We start from the raw sequence: 18,507 nt of genomic DNA, 5'->3' as shown, positions 1-18,507 counted from the left end.
ACCGTCCCCACCCCTCACTTCCCTGGCTCGTCATCTCTCCGGAACCGGAAGTTGTCCCCATGGCTGTCACCACCGCCTCCCCTCCCGACCCCCGAACCGCCCTCGACCCCACCGCCCACGCCTGGCTGGACGAGAGCACCACCAAAGTCGCCGCCAAACCCGCCGCCCTACGGCGACTCTTCCCCGCCGCCCGACGGCGCTGCGGCCACGGCCGTCTCACCGAACACTGGACCGTCGACGAGGCCGCCCGCGCCGTACTGCTCATCGCCCTGCCCCTGCGCGGCCAGCCCCTCGCCGACGAGGTGACCCTCCTCCATCGGCACGGCGACCCTGCCGAACAGCGTGCGATCCTGCGAACCCTGCCGCTGCTCGACCTCGGCGACCTCGCCCTGCCCCTCGTGCGGGAGACCCTGCGCGGCAACGACACCACGCTGATCGAGGCCGCCCTCGGCCCGTACGCCGCCGCGCACCTCGCGGACGCCGAGTACCGGCAGGCCGTACTGAAGTGCGTCTTCTGTGAGATCCCGCTCGACCGGGTCAGCGGGCTCGACAGCCGTGCCGACCGCGAACTGGCCCGGATGCTGGCCGACTTCGCGCATGAGCGGATCGTCGCGGGGCGGGCCGTACCCCCGGACATCCGACCTCTCGTCCTCGCCTTCCCGGACGTCATCGGCGGCCGAGCAGAACTCCAGCACGCACTCAAGGAAGAGGGCTGACCGTGCCCCGTATCTTCGACCCCCATATCCACATGACCTCCCGGACCACCGACGACTACGAGGCCATGTATGCCGCCGGGGTGCGTGCCGTCGTCGAGCCCGCCTTCTGGCTCGGGCAGCCCCGCACCTCGCCCGAGAGCTTCTACGACTACTTCGACGGGCTGCTCGGCTGGGAGCCGCACCGGGCCGCCCAGTTCGGCATCCAGCACTTCTGCACGATCGCGCTCAACCCGAAGGAGGCGAACGACCCGCGCTGCCTCCCGGTCCTCGACGAACTGGACCGCTATCTCGCCAAGGACCGCGTCGTCGCCGTCGGTGAGATCGGCTACGACTCGATGACCCCGGAGGAGGACGAGGCGCTCGCCCGGCAGCTCCAGCTGGCCATCGAACATGAGCTGCCCGCCCTGGTGCACACCCCGCATCGCGACAAGGCGACCGGGACGCGGCGCACCCTCGATGTCGTGCGGGAGTCCGGCATCGCGCCCGAGCTCGTCGTTCTCGACCATCTCAACGAGCTCACCGTAGGCATGGTCCTCGACAGCGGCTGCTGGGCCGGGTTCTCGATCTACCCCAAGACCAAGATGAGCGAGGACCGCATGGTCGAGATCCTCCGTGAGCACGGGACCGAGCGGGTGCTCGTCAACTCCGCCGCCGACTGGGGGCGTTCCGATCCCCTGAAGACACGGAAGACCGCCGACGCCATGCTCGCCGCCGGGTTCGACGACGATGACGTCGACAAGGTGCTGTGGCGCAATCCCGTCGCCTTCTACGGGCAGAGCGGGCGGCTCGAGCTGGAGGATCCCAAGCCGGACGAGGCGGCCACCTTCCAGGGCAACTCCATACGGCGCGGGGGAGCGTGAGCGTGCCATGCGTTTTCGGCATCCCGACGGCAGCACCGTCCACCTCGGCTACTGCAGCAACGTCCACCAGGCGGAGGACCTGGAGGGCGTGATCGCCCAGCTCGCCGACTACGCCGAGCCCGTGCGGGAGCGCCTCGGCGTCGACCGGCTCGGCATCGGGCTGTGGCTGGCGCAGCCCGTGGTCAGTGAACTCGCCGATGATGGTGGGGCGTTGGAGCGGTTGAAGAGTGAGCTGCGGGTGCGCGGGCTGGAGACCGTCACCCTCAACGCCTTCCCTTACGCCGGGTTCCATCGCGAGGTCGTCAAGAAGGACGTGTACCTGCCCGACTGGGCCGACGAGGCCCGGCTGAAGTACACCCTGGACTGCGCCCGCGTCCTCGCCGCCCTCCTCCCGGACGACGTCGACCACGGCAGCGTCTCCACCCTGCCGCTCGCCTGGCGCACCCCGTGGCAGCGTGCCTGCGCCGAGGAGGCCCGTCGCGCCCTGGACCGGCTCACCGCCGGGCTCGCCTCGCTGGAGTCGTGGACGGGACGCCGTATCCGCGTCGGATTCGAACCGGAACCCGGGTGTGTCGTGGAGACCACCACCCAGGCCGTGCGTGAGCTCGGCGGACTCGATTCCGACCGGCTCGGGATCTGCCTCGACGCCTGCCATCTCGCCGTCCAGTTCGAGGAACCGGCCGAGGCGCTGCGGCGGCTCGCGGAGGCCGGGATGCCCGTGGTCAAGCTCCAGGCGTCCTGCGCGGTGGAGGCCACCGACCCGGCCGACCCCGCCGCCCGCGCCGCCCTGCACCGGCTCGCCGAACCACGGTTCCTGCACCAGACGCGCACGGTCACGGACGGGGGTGTCGTCGGGGTCGATGACCTTCCCGAGGCCCTCGACGGCGGGCTGCCCGACACCGACGGCGGCTCCTGGCGCGTCCATTTCCACGCCCCGCTGCACACCGAGCCCGAACCCCCGCTGCGTACGACCTCCGCCCAGCTCGACCAGGTCCTCACCGGTCTGCTGGGCGGTGCCTCGGCCCACTGCGACCACATCGAGGTCGAGACCTACACCTGGTCCGTCCTGCCCGAACCCCCCACCGACCTGCCCGGCGGCATCGCCGCCGAACTCGCCTGGGCCCGCGACCGGTTGACCGGCCTCGGCCTCAAGGAGGACCCCTCATGAACCGCGTGGTCGTACTCGACATCGTCGGCCTGACCCCGAAGCTCCTGAAGCACATGCCGTCCGTCGCCGCCCTCGGCGAACGCGGCTTCCAGTCCCGGCTCGACACCGTGCTCCCCGCCGTCACCTGCACCGTCCAGTCCACCCTCCTCACCGGCGAACCCCCGTCCACGCACGGCGCCGTCGCCAACGGCTGGTACTTCCGCGACCTCGGCGAAGTCATGCTCTGGCGCCAGCACAACGCCCTCGTCGGCGGCGAGAAGATCTGGGAGACGGCCCGCAAGGCGAACCCCGACTACACCGTCGCCAACATCTGCTGGTGGTACGCGATGGGCGCCGACGTCGACTGGACGGTCACCCCGCGCCCCATCTACTACTCGGACGGCGCCAAGGAACCCGACTGCTACACCTGGCCGCCCGCCCTGCACGACGAACTCGTCGACCGGCTCGGCCCGTTCCCCCTGTTCACCTACTGGGGCCCCAACGCCGGCATGCCCTCCACCCAGTGGATCCTGGCCGCCGCCCGCCAGATCTTCGACGAGAAGCGCCCCGACCTCACCCTCGTCTACATCCCGCAGATGGACTACGAGCCCCAGCGCTCCGGGCCGGATTCACCGGAGACCATCCAGGCCGCACGCCAACTCGACGCCGCCCTCAGCCCGTTGCTCGACCACTTCCGGCGCGAGGGCGCGACCGTCGTGGCGCTCAGCGAGTACGGCATCGCCCCCGCCTCCCGCCCCGTCGACATCAACCGCGCCCTGCGCCGGGCCGGGCTGCTGGAGGTCTACACGCAGGACGGCATGGAGTACCTCGACCCATGGACCTCCCGCGCCTTCGCCGTCTCCGACCACCAGGTCGCCCATGTGTATGTGCGCGACCCGGCCGACACCGAGGCGGTCGCCAAGCTCGTCGATGAACTCGACGGTGTGGATCGGGTGTTGGACGCGGAGGGCAAGGCGGTCCACGGTCTGGACCACGAACGTTCCGGTGAACTCGTCGCCCTCGCCGACCCCGACGCCTGGTTCACCTACTACTACTGGCTCGACGACGACCGCGCCCCCGACTTCGCCCGTCAGGTCGAGATCCACCGCAAGCCCGGCTACGACCCCGCCGAGCTGCTCTACGACGAGACGGTCCCCGCGGTGAAGCTGCGCGCCGTCGGGCAGGTCGCCCGCAAGAAGCTCGGCTTCCGGTACCGGCTGAAGACCGTGCCGCTGGACCCGTCCGGCGTGCGCGGCAGCCACGGTCGGCTGCCCGCCGACCCCGCCGACGGCCCCGTACTGCTGTGTTCGGAGCCCGAGCGGGCGCGGGAGGCGTATGCGGCCACCGAGGTGAAGTCCCTGCTCCTTGGCCTCGCGGGCCTGAACGACGAAGGAACCGAGAAATGACGACCCACCCGTCCCTTCCCACCATCCGCCCGCTGCTGGACCCGGCCCCCGAGTACGCCAAGTGGCAGGCTGAGGCTCCGATCCGCCGGGTGACGATCTGGGGCGACAACAGCCCCTGGCTGATCACTGGCCACGAAGACGCCCGTACCGTCCTCGCCGACTCCCGCTTCAGCGCCGACGCCAACCACCCGAACTTCCCCCACACCCGCCCGGGCGCGCCCCCGCAGGCCCCCGGCCTGTTCCACCAGATGGACCCGCCGGACCACACCCGGCTGCGTCGCATGCTGATCCCCGACTTCACCTTCCGGCGCATCGAGCAGATGGAGGGCGCGATCCAGCGGATCTGCGACGACCTGCTGGACGCGATGACGGACGCCGGTGCGACGGAGGCCGACCTGGTGGCCTCCTACGCCCTCCCCCTCCCCACCTTCGCCATCTGCGAACTTCTCGGCGTCCCCTACGAGGACCACGGCTTCTTCCGCGAGAAGTCCAACGCCCTCACCAGCGTCGCCGGCGACCCGGCGGAGGCCATGTCCGCCCGCATGGCGCTCTACGGCTATCTGCGCGCCCTCATCGACCGGCGCGCCCAGGACCCCGCCGACGACCTGATCTCCCGGCTGGCCACGGAACGCGTGGCGACCGGCGAGGCCACCCTCGACGAGGCCACCGGCATGGTCTCCCTGCTCCTGCTGGCGGGCCACGAGACCACGGCGAACATGTTCCCGCTGGCCGTGATCGCCCTGCTGCACAACCCGACCCAACTGGGCGCACTGCGCGCCGACGACTCCCTGTGGCCGGGGGCGGTGGAGGAGCTCCTGCGCCATCTGACCGTCATCCATTCGGGGATACGGCGGGTCGCCATGGAGGACGTCGAGCTGTCCGGGGTGCGGATCCGCGCCGGAGAGGGCGTGGTGGTGGCGCTGCAGTCCGCCAACCGCGACCCCTCGACGTACGCCGACCCGGACGCCCTGGACGTCCGCCGTGACGCCTCCGGCCATCTGGCCTTCGGACACGGTCTGCACCAGTGCATCGGCCAGTCGCTGGCCCGCGCCGAGCTCCGCCTGGGCCTGTCCACCCTGTTCCGCAGGCTCCCGGCGCTGCGCATGACCGCCCCGCCCGATTCGCTCGCCCTGTCGACGAGCACGGTCCACGGAGTGCGGTCGCTGCCGGTCGCCTGGTAATGATCGGTAATCGGTGGTCATGGCTGCTATAGAGGCAGCCATGACCACCATCAGGCTCGTCCAGGGCGACATCACACGAGAGTCCGCCGACGCGATCGTCAACGCCGCCAACTCCTCCCTCCTGGGCGGGGGAGGAGTCGACGGCGCCATCCACCGACGCGGCGGCCCCGCGATCCTCGCCGCATGCCGTGACCTGCGGGCCTCCCGGTACGGCAAGGGCCTGCCGACGGGGCAGGCGGTCGCCACGACCGCCGGGAACCTGGACGCCCGCTGGGTGATCCATACGGTCGGGCCGGTGTACAGCCGGAGCGAGGACCGCTCCGAGCTGCTCGCCTCCTGCTACCGCGAGTCACTCCGGGTGGCCGATGAGCTGGGGGCGCGCACGGTCGCCTTCCCCGCTATCTCCACCGGCGTCTACCGGTGGCCGATGGAGGACGCGGCACGTATCGCGCTGGAGACCGTGCGGGAGACCTCGACCGGCGTCGAAGAGGTGCGGTTCGTTCTCTTCGACGAGCCGGCGTACGAGGTGTTCGCCCGGCAACTCGACTGATCCCGCCGCGTGACGCGGCGGCCGCTCAGGTCAGCGGCCCGTCGAGCCGTCGATCAGTTCCCGGAGGATGTCCGCGTGGCCCGCGTGCCGGCCGGTCTCCTCGATCATGTGGGTGACTGCCCAGCGGACGCTGGGGGCGGGGCGGCCCGGCCTCGGCCGGGGGACCGGGGCGCCGAGATCGGTGCATCCGTCGAGCAGTTCGTTGGCACGCTGGACCGCATCGCGGTAGCGGGTCACGACATCGGCCACGCTGTCGGCCGGCGCGGCCTCGAAGGTCGCCTTCCAGTCGGTGACCTCCTCCCCGAGGAAGATCGAACGCTCCACGTACGTCAGATGGTTGAGCAGACCGAGCAGGTTCGTGCCCGACGGCACCTCGGCGGTCCGTACCCGTGGCTCCGGTGCGCCGTCGACCTTCGCGGCCATCGACGTCCGGAGGTAGTCGAGGAAGCCGCGAAGGACCTCGCGCTCGCTGCCGCCGGTCCGGGGCGGCGGGGTGTCGCGGTGACGGGTGCGGCGGGTGCGGCGCGTGGTGCTGGACACGGTGGTCTCCCCTTGCGGCTGCCGGCGTCGGTCAGCACTCAGTCTCGCCAGCCACCGCACGGCCCGCACGCCCTCTTGCGGTATCGGCAAATGTGCTCGGCGAGCGGCTCAGCGCACGGGCGGCATGTCGGTCGGGCTGGAGTCGAGCCCCGGGCGCCGGGCGGACCAGGCGCCCCGCGTGAAGTCCGGGATCTCGACCGGGCGGCCGTCCCTCGCCAGGGACGCCGCGCTCAGCGGGACCGCGGAGCACCAGGCGGCCGAGTCGTAGACGTCGATGTCGGGCACGAGACCAGCGCGCATCAGTTGGACGGTGCGCCACTGCAGGACGTAGTCCATACCGCCGTGCCCGCCGTTGTTCGCGGCGTCGTCGCCGACCTTCCGCCACAGCCAGTGGTCGTACTCCTTGCCGTAGTCGGCGAAGTCGCGCCAGGTGTGGCCGGCGTGGTCCGGTTCGAGATAGACGCGCGCGCCGGTCGGGGCGGGCCCGGCGTAGTCCTCGACGATCCCGCGGCTCCCGGCGAGCGTGTTGATCCTGCTGTACGGGCGGGGCGAACTCACGTCGTGCTCGGCCCGGATGACCCGGCCTCGCTCGGTCTCGATGAGACAGGTGACCAGGTCGCCGTTGATGTACGTCTCCTTCCAGGACGGATGGTCCCGGGGGATGTTGCGCTCGCGGTAGTCGGCGAGCCCCTTCGGCGCGGTCGCGGTGGCGCGCAGGGTGGTCATACGGTCGCCGCGGTTGATGTCCATGGCCGCCGCGATCGGGGCCAGCCCGTGCATGGGGTAGAGGGACGCGGTGCTGCGGGTGTGCCACAGCCGCCGCCAGGAGTCGGTGTAGTACGTGTCGGAGAAGAGGAGTTCACGCAGGTCGTGGAGGTAGCCGCCATGGCCGTTGGTGATCTCTCCGAACACACCGGCGTGGGCCATCCTGAGCATCGCGAGTTCATTGCGGCCGTAGCTGCAGTTCTCGGCGAGCAGCAGGTGTCTGCGGGTGCGCTCGGAGGTGTCGACCAGGTCCCACAGCTGGCGCAGTTCGGTCGCGACGGGGAGCTCCACCACCGCGTGGCGGCCGCTCAGCAGCGCCGCTCTGCCGTGCTCGTAGTGGAACTCCCACGGCGTGGCCACATACACCAGGTCGATGTCGTCGCGCCGGAGCATCCGCGCGTAGGCGTCGGCCGAACCGCCGTACTCGGCGGGGCGGGGCTCGCCCTTGCTCACCAGCCGGTCGGCGGCGCTGCGGGCGCGGTCGGCGCGGATGTCGCAGACGGCGGTCACGGTGCAGCCGGGGACGGCCGCCCAGCTCATCACCATGCCGCCGCCGCGGTTGCCGAGCCCGATGACGGCGACTCGGACGGTTCTGTGGACCTCGAAGGGCACGCCGATCATCGACTTCTGACCGGGCCGGCGGCGTGGCGCCGGCCCGGTCGCGGCGGTCGCGGCCGGCGCCGTGGCGGTCATCCCGGCCGCGAGCGCGCCGGTGGCCATGGCACCGCCCAGAAGCAGTCGGCGTGAGACAGCGGGTGTTTCGGACATGACGGCAACACTCCTCGGTGGGGTGGCTTGCATCACTGCCGGTGCACTGTCGTGACTGTGGTGACTTTCGGGGCACGACTCTGGAGGCTGTGAAGTGTCATGTCAATATGTGCTCGTAGAGATGCTGTTCCGAGCACGATCAATCATCAGCGGGTGTTTGACGGATGGTCAGCGGGCGTGGTTGTGCATGACGTGCTTGGTGCGGGAGTAGTCGTCCAGCGCGTAGATCGACAGGTCCCGGCCGTAGCCGGATCCCTTGAAGCCGCCCCAGGGGACCTCGCTGGCCAGCACCAGATGGGAGTTGACCCAGACGGTTCCGAAGTCGAGGCGTGCGGCGACGGCGTGGCTGCGGCGCGCGTTCTCCGTCCACACGGATGCCGAGAGGCCGAAGGGGACGTCGTTGGCGCGGCGTACCGCCTCGTCCTCGTCGGTGAAGGTCTCGACGGTGACGACCGGGCCGAAGATCTCCTCGCGGGCGGCCTCGGCTCCCTCGGGTACGTCGGTCAGGACGGTCGGGGCCACGAAGTAGCCCGGTCCGTCGATGGGTCCGCCTCCCGTGGCCGCGCGGATCCCCTCCTTCCGCGCCCGCTCCAGGTACCCGGTGACCCGCTCGAAGTGGGCCTTGGAGACCATGGGCCCGACCTCGACGTCATCACCGGCGAGCGGCTCGCCGACCACCAACTCGCCCACCTCACACGCGAGTTGCTCGACGAACTCCCCGGCGACCGACTCATGGACGAGGACGCGGCACGCCGCGCCGCACTCCTGGCCCGAGTTCCAGAACCCGGCCACCCGCAGCGCCTGCGCGGCGGCCGTCAGATCGGCGTCCGGGAAGACGACGACCGGGGCCTTGCCGCCGAGTTCGAGGTGGACCCGCTTGAGTGTGTCGGCGGCGGCCCGGGCGACGGCACGGCCGCTGGCGACCGAACCGGTCAGGGCGATCATGTCGAGGTCCGGGTGCTCGGCGAGCCGGGCGCCGACGACGGGGCCGTATCCATTGACCACGTTCAGCACGCCGGGCGGCAGCAGATCGGCGACCAGCTCGGCGAACTTCAGCGTCGTCAGCGGGGTCTGCTCGGACGGCTTGAGGACCACGGTGTTGCCGGCCGCGAGGATGGGTGCGATCTTCCACGCCGCCATGAGCAGGGGGTAGTTCCAGGGGGTGACCACACCGATCGCGCCGAGGGGTTCGCGCAGGACGACCGAGAGGTGGTCCTCGGCGTAGTCGCCGGCGGCCAGGGAGGTGGCCGCGCGCACCGCCCCGGCCATGAAGCGGAACGTGTCGACGGTCTGGCCGATGTCGTCCCGGGAGACCGCGAGCGGCTTGCCCGTGTTCGCCGACTCCAGCCTGGCCAGCAACTCGGTGTTCCCGGCCACCCGGTCGGCGATCGAGTGAAGGATCTCGGAACGCTCCTTGGGGACCCGCCGTGCCCACTGCTCCTTGGCCGCCACGGCGGCGACGACCGCCCGGTCCACCTCCTCGACGGTCCCCTCCGGGATCCGGGCGACGACGTCCTCGGAGCTCGGGTCGATCACATCGATGAGGCGCTCGGACGCTCCGTCGACGAACTCGCCGTCGATGAACTGCCGCAGCGGGGGGAGGTCGGCCGCCGTGATCAAGGGCGGTGCGTCCACCGCGCGGCGAACCGAAGCCGTAGTGGAGGTGGTCATGATCAGCGACTCCCTGGGTGTGGTCGGGTGGGAGGGGACAGGCGGGTTCGGGTCTCGCTCGGTGGGTGACGTCACGGCCGCAGGGCCTGGACCAGCGCGGAGATCCTGGCGTTCGTCGTGGCGTCGAGGCCGAGCAGCGGCTCACGGGGACCGCCGACCGGGAATCCGGCCGCGTCCAGGGCCGCCTTGACCGCCGGGATGAACGGGGCGGACATGATCGCGTCCATCAGCGGATAGATCCGCGCCCACTCGGCCCGCGCACGGTCCAGTTCGTCGGCGCGCAACGCGCGGTGGATCGAGACGAGTTCGGCGGGCATCACATTCGCGGTCCCCGCCATGACACCGGCGGCACCCTCGGAGACCGCCTGCAACAGGAGGCTGTCCCAGCCGACGAACGTGGAGATGACATCGCCGTGACGGTGGATCAGCTGCCCGGCCTGCGCCATGTCGGCACTGGTGTCCTTGATGTACCGGATGTTCTCGACCTCGCGGGTGAGTGCGCCGACGGTGTCGGGGGAGAGGTTGACGCCGGTCGCCCCCGGCAGGTTGTACAGCATGATCGGGATGTCCACGGCATCGGCGACGGTCCGCAGATAGCGCAGCGTCTCGTCGAGCGTGAGCGGCTCGTAGTACGGCGCCACCACCATCAGTACGGAGGCCCCGGCGGCCTGCGCGTGCCGGGAGAGTTCGACCGCCTCCCGGGTGCTGAGCGCACCGGTCTGGGCGACGACCGGCACCCGGCCGGCCGTCTGGTCGATGACGGTCTCGATCAGATGGCGCCGTTCCGCCGCGCTCATCGCCGCGAACTCGCCGGTGGAGCCACAGGCGACGACGCCGTCCACCCCGCCGTCGATGCTGCGGTCGACCAGGCGGCGCAGTGTCTTCTCGTCGATCTCCCCGTCCGGGGCGAACGGGGTGGCGAGGGCGGTCAGGACACCGCTCAGCTGTGCCGACATGGATGAATCTCCTCAGGTGAAGCTGCGAAGGGTGAACAGGGAGGCGGCGGATACGGGATTACGGGGCCACCGGCGTCAAGTCGCGCCGCGCGCACTGCCGTTCGCTCGCCAGCAGGCTCCGGGCCTCCTGCGCGGCCGACAGACCGGTCTGGATCGCGGTCTCGGTGTAGAGGGTGCCGAGATAGTCACCGGCCAGGAGCACCCGGCCACTGCGCCGGGTCAGCGTCTGCTGGAGCCTGCCGCGACCGGGGAAGCAGTACGGCGCACCCGTGGGCCAGCGCTGCACCTCGGCCTCGACGACATGGTCGGCGAAACCGGGCAGGACCTGGTCCAGGTCGTCCAGGTGGATCCGGCGGATCTTGTCGTCGTCGTGCTCCAGCAGCTCGCGCGCCAGACCGCCCGGCGAGAAGGTCATGAAGCTGCTGCCGGGCCGCCGCTCCCGCGCATAGCCGTGCACGACGTTCGACATGTTCAGCGCCACGGCGAACGACCGCTTCGGCGCGGCGATGCCGTAGGCGCCGTCCCAGACCTGACGGCCGGTCTCGTCGCTGAGGAACGCGGCGCTCACATAGGGGCCGTACACGATCTTCGACAGGGCCTCGCGGACGTCGCGGTCGAGATCCACCGCGATCCGGTGGCTCACCGTGGCCGGGGTGGCGAGCACGACGTAGCGTGCCTCGACCTCCCGCTCGACGCCGCCCTGCCGGTAGCGGACGACGACGCGGTCCTTCTTCTGGACGATCTCGTCGACGGTCGCGTCGAGCCGCACCCGGTACGCCAGCGCCGCGGCGATGCTCTCGGTGAGGGTGGAGGGGCCGCCGAGGATGCTCTGCGAGAGTCCCGCCCCGATGTTCCACACCAGGCTGAAGTAGCCGACGCCCGCGCCGGCCGAGAGCTGGTCGATGTCGGCGGAGGAACGGGTGACCGTGGGCTTGAACAGGGCCTCGGCGTCCTCGGGCAGATCGCCGATGAAGTCCTTGAAGGAACGGTCGTTCATGAAGTCGTAGATCCGCTGCTGGCGTTGGGCCTCGGACTCGCCGCGCCGCCGCTGCACGATCCGGGCGTAACGCGCCACGTGCAGCGCGACCTTGGCGCCCGCCTTGACCATGCCCACCCGCGCCTGCGTCGACATCGGGATACGGAACGGGTAGCTCTCCACCCGGCCCTTGAGCAGCAGCCTGCCGTTCATGGACAGCCCGGCCAGCGAGCCGGGCACCGGTGCCGCGTCGACGCCGGTGCTGTTCAGCAGCCACGACGTCGCCGAGTCGCCGCCGGCGTAGACGTGGCCGCCCCAGTTGAGCCAGTACGGTCCGCGGCGCTCCGAGCGGATACGGCCGCCGACCCGCGACTCGGACTCCAGCAGGAGCGTGTCCCAGTGCCGCAGTCGCCAGCCCGCGGACAGTCCCGCGATACCGCCTCCCACGATCACCACGTCTTTCATCGATGCCCTCCTGCGGATTCACGGGTGTGGTGCTCGGCGGGGCGGGGAGCCCCGCCGAGGGTGTGCGTGCTGTGGATGGTCAGACCTCGGCCGGGCGGCTCGTCGGCTCCTTGCGGACGGCCGGGGTCAGCGCGGCGGCCTCGTGCAGGGCCATGCCGCGGGTCTCCGGCGCCCAGAAGACGGAGACGACGGCGCCGAGGAGGCTGATCGCGGCGGCCGCGAGCATGGTGCCGCCGACGCCCCAGCCGGTCAGGGCCATGGGCACGAGATAGGTGCCCACGGCGGCGCCGATACGGCTGGCCGAGGAGGCGAGGCCCACGGCGGAGCCGCGCACCTCGGTCGGGAACAGTTCGTTCGGGTAGATCCACTGGAGGATCTGGGTGCCGCCGATGATGACCGCGTACAGGGCGAACAGCGTCATGATCACGCCGGACGGGGCGTCGGGGAAGATGCCGAGCAGCAGCAGGGCGAGGCCCGACCAGAGGAAGCTGTGGATGACCAGCGGACGCCGGCCCATCTTGTTCACGCCGAACAGGGCGACCACACAGCCGATGAGGAACATCACCGTGATCATGGCCTCGCCGATGTTGGCCAGGCCGCCCTCCAGCTTCAGCGCGTCCAGGATCTTCGGGCCGAAGGCGTAGATGGCGAAGAGCGGCACGATCGAACAGGTCCAGAAGACGGAGATGTAGAGCATCCGGCCGCCGTACCCGGACCGCAGGATCGCCTTGATGTCGACGTTCTCGCGCTCCTCCGCCTCGTCCGGCATGTCGGCTACCGTCACGTCGGGGCCGTAGACCTTCTGGAGGACGGCGTTGGCGTCTTCGGTGCGGCCCTTGTTGGCCAGCCAGCGCGGGGACTCGGGTGTGCCGTGGCGCAGCAGCACGATGATCGTGGCGGGCAGGGTGGCGCTGGCGAGCATCCATCGCCAGCCGTCGTCACCGACGTTGAGCAGGATCTCGCCGACGATGTACGCCACCGCGGCGCCGACGAACCACATGACGACCAGGCCGCCCAGCAGCGGTCCGCGGTACCGGCGCGGGGTGAACTCGGCCAGCAGTGAGGTGGCGATGGGATAGTCCGCGCCGACCGCCATGCCGATCAGCAGCCGCAGGACGAACAGCCACACCGGGTCGTCGGCCCAGAACTGGGCGACCGAGCAGACGATGATGGCGATCAGGTCGATGGTGTAGAGGAGCTGCCGGCCGAACTTGTCGGTCAGCCAGCCGCCGGCGAACGCGCCGAGGAAGATACCGATGAGCGCGGACGCGCCGATCAGGCCCTCGGCGGAGTCGGACAGGTTCAGCTGCGGCGAGATCTGCGTCATGGCGACGCCGATGATGCTCAGGACGTAGCCGTCGAGGAACGGGCCCCCGGAGGAGTACAGCGCGAGTTTCTTGTGGAAGCGCGACAGGGGCGCGTCATCCAGTCTGTTTCCTGCGTTTACGGTCATCACAGCCTCCGGGAGCGGTTCCCGGACTTGCCCGTGCGAGGGTAGGTCCAGGCCTGGTCGGGGTTGATGTGCGGTTCCGACGGCGAGTGCCGCCCGGCATGGGTGTCGGCTCGGGATCGCGGCGAACTCGCGGTGTCATGGGGACGCCGGCGGTGTGGCCACCGGATGGCAACGAAGTATGTGAAGGCCGGAGGGGGCCAACAATGCCCCGGTCGCCGGACGGTGCGCGGGGCTGTTTCCGAGTCAGAAGTTCGGCTACGTTTGCCGCCATGGCCGGTCGCCCCCGCAACGCCGTGGTCCTCACCGAGGACGAGCGGGCCACGCTGCTGACGTGGACCCGCAGCCGCACCTGCGCCCAGGCGCGGGCCCTGCGGGCGCGGATCGTGCTGGCCTGCGAGGAGGAGCCCACGAACTCCGATGTGGCCAGGCGCCTGGGCATCTCCCGCGACATGGTCGCCAAGTGGCGCGCCCGCTTCGTCGCCGAGCGGCTGGCCGGCCTGGACGAGCAGCCCCGTGCCGGACGGCCCCCCACGGCCGACGACGACACCGTGGCGCACGCCCTGCTGCGCACCCTCACCCCGCCACCGCCCGGTGTGCGGAAGACCTGGTCGAGCCGTTCCATGGCCGCCGAGACCGGGCTGAGCCAGAGCACCGTGAACCGGATCTGGCGGACCTACCGCATCCGGCCGGGAGCGCGCGCCACCGCCGGGCCGCGCGAGGCCTGGTCCCTGCCCGAGCACACCGAGGACGTGGTCGGCCTGTTCATCGCCCCACCGGTGTGCGTGCTGGCGGTGACGGCCCGGGCGGGGCGCACCGCCGTGGCGACCGGGGCGGGCCGGCTCTTCGGCCATGACCTGGAGGCGCCGCACGTCTTGGCCGTGGCCTGCGCTTTCGCGGCTCTGCGCGGCGATGGGCAACGATCCGGCACTCTCGGCACGGACGCGCCGGGCTCCGGCGACCTGGGCGCGTTTCTCCGGCAGGTGCGTTCGACGGCGGGCCCCGGAGCGGCTGTACACCTGCTGGCACACGGCATTCCGGCACCGGCTCCGGCCGTCCCGCGTACGCGCTGGCATCACACGCCGGGCCCGGCGGAGTGGGCCGACGAGACCCGGCGCCTGCTCGCCGCCGACGCCCAGGCCGCCGCCGACGCCGCACCCGACCCGCACCGCCTCCGTGACGCCCTGCTCACCTGGTCCACGACCTGGACCCGGTCCGCGGCCCCCTTCACCCGGGTCGCCGGGCCGCGTCCGGCGTACGACATCCCGGCCAACTGCGGCCGTGACGATGACTCGAACGCTCGCGACGGGCGCGCACTCGCCGACGCGACCGGGATCCCCCACGATGGTCCGCCGGGCGCCCCCGACACCACCGACCCCGTCGTCGGCCTACTGCGCGACGCCGTGCTCGCCGGGGGCCACCGGCCCGGTGACCGCGTCCGGGAGACACCGCTCGCCGCAGGGCTGGGGCTCTCCCGCCGGGTCGTCCGCGCCGGACTGCAGACGCTCGCCGAGGAGGGCATGCTCGATCTGCTCCCGGGCGGCGCGACCGCCGTCCCGTCGCTCACGGCGAAGGACGTCCTCGACCTGTACGCCCTGCGCGCCAGCCTCGGCGCGCTGCTCATCCGCCGGGTCGCCATGCTCGGCCCCGACCGGCTCGCTCCGGCCTCAGCGGCACTGGCGGAGGTCCGCGCCGCCGCCCGTGCCCGGGACTACGTCGGGATCCGCGAGGTCGACCTACGTTTCCAGGACGCCCTCGCCCGAATCGCCGACCTCCCCCAAGCCGCTGTCACCTTCGAACGCCTCACCGCCCGGCTGCGGATGTTCGTCGCCCTGCTGGACATGGACTACAGCCAGGCCTTCGAAACCATCACCAACGAGGACACGGCCGTCTACGACGCCCTCCAGGACGCCGACGGCAACGAGGCCGCCCGCCTCTGGCGCGTCAAGATCGAACGCTGCGTGCGCTACATGATTGCCCAACTCCCCGAGGACGACGTGGCCCCCCACCTGTGGACCACCCTGGCGGGGAGGCCCCGGCTGCGGCCGGGGGAGTCGCGGGATGGGGGGCACTGAGCGGGGGGTTCTGGGGGGGGGCGGGGCTGGGATGCCGGGAGGGCTGAGGACGGCGTCCGGCCCGAGGGTCGTGGGCTCAGAGCGCCGCTGCCTCGGCAGCCTGTCGCCGGGGATGCCGGCCGATCCAGGCGTCTGTTGGCTCTGAGGGCCGCTGGCTTGGAACCCTGACCTGGCAAGGTTGGCGGCTCAGACGCTCGCCGGCCCAGAGGGCCACCGCCCCAGCCGCCCGCCAACTCCGAGACCCTCGCCCCAGCCCTCAGCCGAAGGTGCCGCACCGGAGCCCGTCGCGGATGGCGCGACAGACGCCTCCGGCGAGGGACAGCCCCTAGTCCCCGGGCTCGATCCCCGTCCACTGCACGGGCGCCCCCTTGACCCGTCCGCCCGACCTCCCATACCGTGTCGCAAAGTTTGATATATCAGTTGCGCATTAGTTGGCCCCCAGGATGGTGCACCCATGGCAACCAGCCCGTCGACCAGCACACTCACCCCCTCTTCGCTCTCGGCCCCGCTCGGCGAGCTCGACCCGGACGTCGCTGCCGCGGTGGCGGACGAGCTGCGTCGCCAGCAGTCCACGCTCGAGATGATCGCCTCGGAGAACTTCGCCCCGGCCGCCGTCATGGAGGCCCAGGGCTCGGTGCTGACCAACAAGTACGCCGAGGGTTACCCCGGTCGGCGCTACTACGGCGGCTGCGAACACGTGGACGTCGTCGAGCAGTTGGCCATCGCGCGGGTGAAGGAACTCTTCGGCGTCGAGGCCGCGAACGTGCAGCCTCACTCGGGCGCCCAGGCCAACGCGGCGGCGATGTTCGCGCTGCTCCAGCCCGGCGACACGATCCTCGGTCTCGACCTCGCGCACGGCGGTCATCTGACCCACGGCATGCGGCTCAACTACAGCGGCAAGCTGTACAACGTCGTGCCGTACCACGTCCGCGAGTCCGACATGCGCATCGACATGGACGAGGTCGAGCAGCTCGCCCTCGCCCACCGGCCGAAGATGATCGTCGCCGGCTGGTCGGCCTACCCCCGGCGGCTGGACTTCGCCGCGTTCCGCCGGATCGCGGACGCGGTCGGCGCGTATCTGCTGGTGGACATGGCGCACTTCGCGGGGCTGGTGGCCGCGGGGCTCCACCCCAGCCCCGTGCCCTACGCCGATGTCGTCACGACCACCACGCACAAGACCCTCGGCGGGCCGCGCGGTGGTGTCATCCTCAGCCGTGCCGACCTCGCCAAGAAGATCAATTCGGCGGTCTTCCCGGGGCAGCAGGGCGGTCCGCTGGAGCATGTCATCGCCGCCAAGGCCGTGGCCTTCAAGGTGGCGGCGGGGCAGGAGTTCAGGGAGCGCCAGCAGCGCACCCTGCACGGCGCCCGCATCCTCGCCGGGCGGCTGCTGGCCGACGATGTCGCCGAGACCGGTATCACCGTCCTGACCGGTGGCACCGAGGTCCATCTGGTCCTGGTCGACCTGCGCCGTTCCGAACTCGACGGGAAGCAGGCCGAGGACCGGCTGCACCGCGTCGGCATCACCGTCAACCGCAACGCTGTGCCGTTCGACCCGCGCCCGCCGATGGTGTCGTCGGGCCTGCGCATCGGTACGCCCGCCCTGGCCACCCGGGGCTTCGGCGACACGGAGTTCCGCGAGGTCGCCGACGTGATCGCCGAGACCCTGAAGGGCGAACGGCCCGACGGCGAACTGCGCGCCCGCGTCGCGAAGTTGGCCTCCGCCTTCCCGCTCTACCCGCACCTGAACGGAGGCGCGGCATGACCGCCGAGGCGCTGCCCGAGCACCCCGACTTCCTCTGGCGCAACCCCGAGCCGCGCTCCTCGTACGACGTCGTCATCGTCGGCGCGGGCGGCCACGGCCTCGCCACCGCCTACTACCTCGCCAAGAACCACGGCATCACCAATGTCGCCGTCCTGGAGAAGGGCTGGCTGGCCGGCGGCAACATGGCGCGCAACACCACGATCATCCGCTCCAACTACCTCTGGGACGAGAGCGCGGCGATCTACGAACACGCCCTCAAGCTGTGGGAGCGGCTCCCCGAGGAGCTGGACTACGACTTCCTCTTCAGCCAGCGCGGTGTCCTCAACCTCGCCCACACCCTCCAGGACGTCCGCGAGGGCATGCGCCGCGTCAACGCCAACCGGCTCAACGGCGTCGACGCCGAGTGGCTGGAGCCGGACGAGATCGCCAAGGTCTGCCCCATCCTCAACGTCTCGTCCCGCACCCGCTATCCGGTGCTCGGCGGCACCTTCCAGCCCCGGGCCGGCATCGCCAAGCACGACCACGTCGCCTGGGCGCTGGCCCGGCGGGCGGATGAGCTGGGCGTCGATCTGATCCAGGGCTGCGAGGTCACCGGCTTCCTCAAGGACGGCGACCGGGTCGTGGGCGTCGACACCAACCGGGGCCGTATCCACGCCGGCCGGGTCGGGCTCGCCGCCTCCGGGCACAGCAGCGTGCTGGCCGAGCGGGCGGGCGTACGGCTGCCGGTGCAGTCGTATCCGCTCCAGGCGCTGGTGTCCGAACTGCACGAACCCGTCCACCCCACCGTCGTCATGTCGAACCACGTGCACGTCTATGTCTCCCAGGCCCACAAGGGCGAGCTGGTGATGGGCGCGGGCGTCGACTCCTACAACGGCTACGGGCAGCGCGGCTCCTTCCACATCATCGAGCGGCAGATGGCCGCCGCCGTCGAGCTGTTCCCGGTATTCGCGCGGGCGCATGTGCTGCGCACCTGGGGCGGCATCGTCGACGTCACTCCGGACGCGTCCCCGATCATCGGTGCCACCCCGGTCGAGAACCTCTACGTCGACTGCGGCTGGGGCACCGGCGGTTTCAAGGCCACCCCCGCCGCCGGCTGGACCTTCGCGCACACCATCGCCACGGGCGAGCCGCATCCGCTGAACGCCCCCTTCGCCCTCGACCGTTTCCGGACGGGCGCGTTGATCGACGAACACGGCGCCGCCGCCGTGGCCCACTGAGG

At 71.2% G+C, this 18,507-nt stretch carries 15 protein-coding genes; 9 read left to right on the top strand and 6 right to left on the bottom strand.

Annotation, left to right across the window (positions count from 1 at the left end):
* The first annotated feature begins 59 nt into the window (after nucleotides 1-59).
* From IE325_RS02745 to IE325_RS02720, 6 genes are read left to right on the top strand one after another with little or no spacing between them, the layout of a single operon-like run.
* The gene (locus IE325_RS02745) at nucleotides 60-716 is read left to right on the top strand and encodes an EboA domain-containing protein (protein ID WP_190067999.1); all 657 of its coding nucleotides are present in this window, start codon (nucleotides 60-62) and stop codon (nucleotides 714-716) included.
* The gene (locus IE325_RS02740) at nucleotides 713-1,576 is read left to right on the top strand and encodes a TatD family hydrolase (protein WP_190068495.1); all 864 of its coding nucleotides are present in this window, start codon (nucleotides 713-715) and stop codon (nucleotides 1,574-1,576) included. Before IE325_RS02745 ends, IE325_RS02740 begins: the two co-directional genes overlap by 4 nt.
* 7 nt (nucleotides 1,577-1,583) lie before the next feature.
* A complete protein-coding gene (eboE, locus tag IE325_RS02735; RefSeq protein WP_190067998.1) occupies nucleotides 1,584-2,744 on the top strand; it encodes a metabolite traffic protein EboE in 1,161 nt (386 codons plus the stop codon).
* Nucleotides 2,741-4,129, top strand: coding sequence for an alkaline phosphatase family protein (locus IE325_RS02730; RefSeq protein ID WP_190067997.1), 1,389 nt, complete (start codon nucleotides 2,741-2,743; stop codon nucleotides 4,127-4,129). Before eboE ends, IE325_RS02730 begins: the two co-directional genes overlap by 4 nt.
* A complete protein-coding gene (locus IE325_RS02725) occupies nucleotides 4,126-5,310 on the top strand; it encodes a cytochrome P450 (RefSeq protein WP_190067996.1) in 1,185 nt (394 codons plus the stop codon). Before IE325_RS02730 ends, IE325_RS02725 begins: the two co-directional genes overlap by 4 nt.
* 40 nt (nucleotides 5,311-5,350) lie before the next feature.
* Nucleotides 5,351-5,860, top strand: a complete 510-nt coding sequence (locus tag IE325_RS02720; RefSeq protein ID WP_190067995.1) for an O-acetyl-ADP-ribose deacetylase — start codon at nucleotides 5,351-5,353, stop codon at nucleotides 5,858-5,860.
* Between the two features lie 30 nt (nucleotides 5,861-5,890).
* Here IE325_RS02720 and IE325_RS02715 read toward each other — a convergent pair whose 3' ends face one another.
* The 6 genes from IE325_RS02715 to IE325_RS02690 all read right to left on the bottom strand — a co-directional run bounded on the left by IE325_RS02715 (nucleotide 5,891) and on the right by IE325_RS02690 (nucleotide 13,454).
* Nucleotides 5,891-6,400 carry a DinB family protein gene (locus IE325_RS02715; protein WP_190067994.1) on the bottom strand — a complete coding sequence of 170 codons (510 nt, stop codon included), beginning with the start codon at nucleotides 6,398-6,400 and terminating at the stop codon, nucleotides 5,891-5,893.
* A 108-nt stretch (nucleotides 6,401-6,508) separates the two neighbouring features.
* A complete protein-coding gene (locus IE325_RS02710; protein WP_190067993.1) occupies nucleotides 6,509-7,933 on the bottom strand; it encodes a Gfo/Idh/MocA family protein in 1,425 nt (474 codons plus the stop codon).
* A 168-nt stretch (nucleotides 7,934-8,101) separates the two neighbouring features.
* A complete protein-coding gene (locus IE325_RS02705; RefSeq protein ID WP_190067992.1) occupies nucleotides 8,102-9,604 on the bottom strand; it encodes an aminobutyraldehyde dehydrogenase in 1,503 nt (500 codons plus the stop codon).
* 71 nt (nucleotides 9,605-9,675) lie between these two features.
* Complete coding sequence (gene dapA / locus IE325_RS02700) at nucleotides 9,676-10,560, bottom strand: 4-hydroxy-tetrahydrodipicolinate synthase (protein ID WP_190067991.1); 885 nt, start codon at nucleotides 10,558-10,560, stop codon at nucleotides 9,676-9,678.
* 58 nt (nucleotides 10,561-10,618) lie between these two features.
* Nucleotides 10,619-12,001 (bottom strand): protoporphyrinogen/coproporphyrinogen oxidase, encoded by a 1,383-nt coding sequence (locus IE325_RS02695; protein ID WP_190067990.1) that lies wholly within the window; start codon nucleotides 11,999-12,001, stop codon nucleotides 10,619-10,621.
* A gap of 79 nt (nucleotides 12,002-12,080) precedes the next feature.
* The gene (locus IE325_RS02690) at nucleotides 12,081-13,454 is read right to left on the bottom strand and encodes an MFS transporter (RefSeq protein WP_190067989.1); all 1,374 of its coding nucleotides are present in this window, start codon (nucleotides 13,452-13,454) and stop codon (nucleotides 12,081-12,083) included.
* Between the two features lie 269 nt (nucleotides 13,455-13,723).
* On the opposite strand from IE325_RS02690, the gene IE325_RS02685 reads away from it, so the two are divergent.
* The 3 genes from IE325_RS02685 to IE325_RS02675 all read left to right on the top strand — a co-directional run bounded on the left by IE325_RS02685 (nucleotide 13,724) and on the right by IE325_RS02675 (nucleotide 18,505).
* Nucleotides 13,724-15,526, top strand: a complete 1,803-nt coding sequence (locus IE325_RS02685; RefSeq protein ID WP_190067988.1) for a helix-turn-helix domain-containing protein — start codon at nucleotides 13,724-13,726, stop codon at nucleotides 15,524-15,526.
* 454 nt (nucleotides 15,527-15,980) lie between these two features.
* Complete coding sequence (gene glyA / locus IE325_RS02680; RefSeq protein ID WP_190067987.1) at nucleotides 15,981-17,288, top strand: serine hydroxymethyltransferase; 1,308 nt, start codon at nucleotides 15,981-15,983, stop codon at nucleotides 17,286-17,288.
* Nucleotides 17,285-18,505 carry a sarcosine oxidase subunit beta family protein gene (locus tag IE325_RS02675; RefSeq protein WP_190067986.1) on the top strand — a complete coding sequence of 407 codons (1,221 nt, stop codon included), beginning with the start codon at nucleotides 17,285-17,287 and terminating at the stop codon, nucleotides 18,503-18,505. Before glyA ends, IE325_RS02675 begins: the two co-directional genes overlap by 4 nt.
* The last annotated feature ends 2 nt before the right edge of the window (nucleotides 18,506-18,507 follow it).

The organism is Streptomyces lanatus, from assembly GCF_014655715.1.
In the GTDB taxonomy this organism is placed as follows: domain Bacteria; phylum Actinomycetota; class Actinomycetes; order Streptomycetales; family Streptomycetaceae; genus Streptomyces; species Streptomyces lanatus.
Note: the sequence above shows the minus strand (reverse complement) of the source record. Positions and strands in the feature narration are given on the sequence as shown.

Bases quoted from the DNA above. Each gene is read 5' to 3' on its own strand.
- IE325_RS02745 (WP_190067999.1), top strand. From the start codon at position 60: ATGGCTGTCACCACCGCCTCCCCTCCCGACCCCCGAACCGCCCTCGAC.
- eboE (WP_190067998.1), top strand. From the start codon at position 1,584: ATGCGTTTTCGGCATCCCGACGGCAGCACCGTCCACCTCGGCTACTGC.
- IE325_RS02730 (WP_190067997.1), top strand. From the start codon at position 2,741: ATGAACCGCGTGGTCGTACTCGACATCGTCGGCCTGACCCCGAAGCTC.
- IE325_RS02725 (WP_190067996.1), top strand. From the start codon at position 4,126: ATGACGACCCACCCGTCCCTTCCCACCATCCGCCCGCTGCTGGACCCG.
- IE325_RS02720 (WP_190067995.1), top strand. From the start codon at position 5,351: ATGACCACCATCAGGCTCGTCCAGGGCGACATCACACGAGAGTCCGCC.
- IE325_RS02710 (WP_190067993.1), bottom strand. From the start codon at position 7,933: ATGTCCGAAACACCCGCTGTCTCACGCCGACTGCTTCTGGGCGGTGCC.
- IE325_RS02705 (WP_190067992.1), bottom strand. From the start codon at position 9,604: ATGACCACCTCCACTACGGCTTCGGTTCGCCGCGCGGTGGACGCACCG.
- dapA (WP_190067991.1), bottom strand. From the start codon at position 10,560: ATGTCGGCACAGCTGAGCGGTGTCCTGACCGCCCTCGCCACCCCGTTC.
- IE325_RS02695 (WP_190067990.1), bottom strand. From the start codon at position 12,001: ATGAAAGACGTGGTGATCGTGGGAGGCGGTATCGCGGGACTGTCCGCG.
- IE325_RS02690 (WP_190067989.1), bottom strand. From the start codon at position 13,454: ATGACCGTAAACGCAGGAAACAGACTGGATGACGCGCCCCTGTCGCGC.
- IE325_RS02685 (WP_190067988.1), top strand. From the start codon at position 13,724: ATGGCCGGTCGCCCCCGCAACGCCGTGGTCCTCACCGAGGACGAGCGG.
- glyA (WP_190067987.1), top strand. From the start codon at position 15,981: ATGGCAACCAGCCCGTCGACCAGCACACTCACCCCCTCTTCGCTCTCG.
- IE325_RS02675 (WP_190067986.1), top strand. From the start codon at position 17,285: ATGACCGCCGAGGCGCTGCCCGAGCACCCCGACTTCCTCTGGCGCAAC.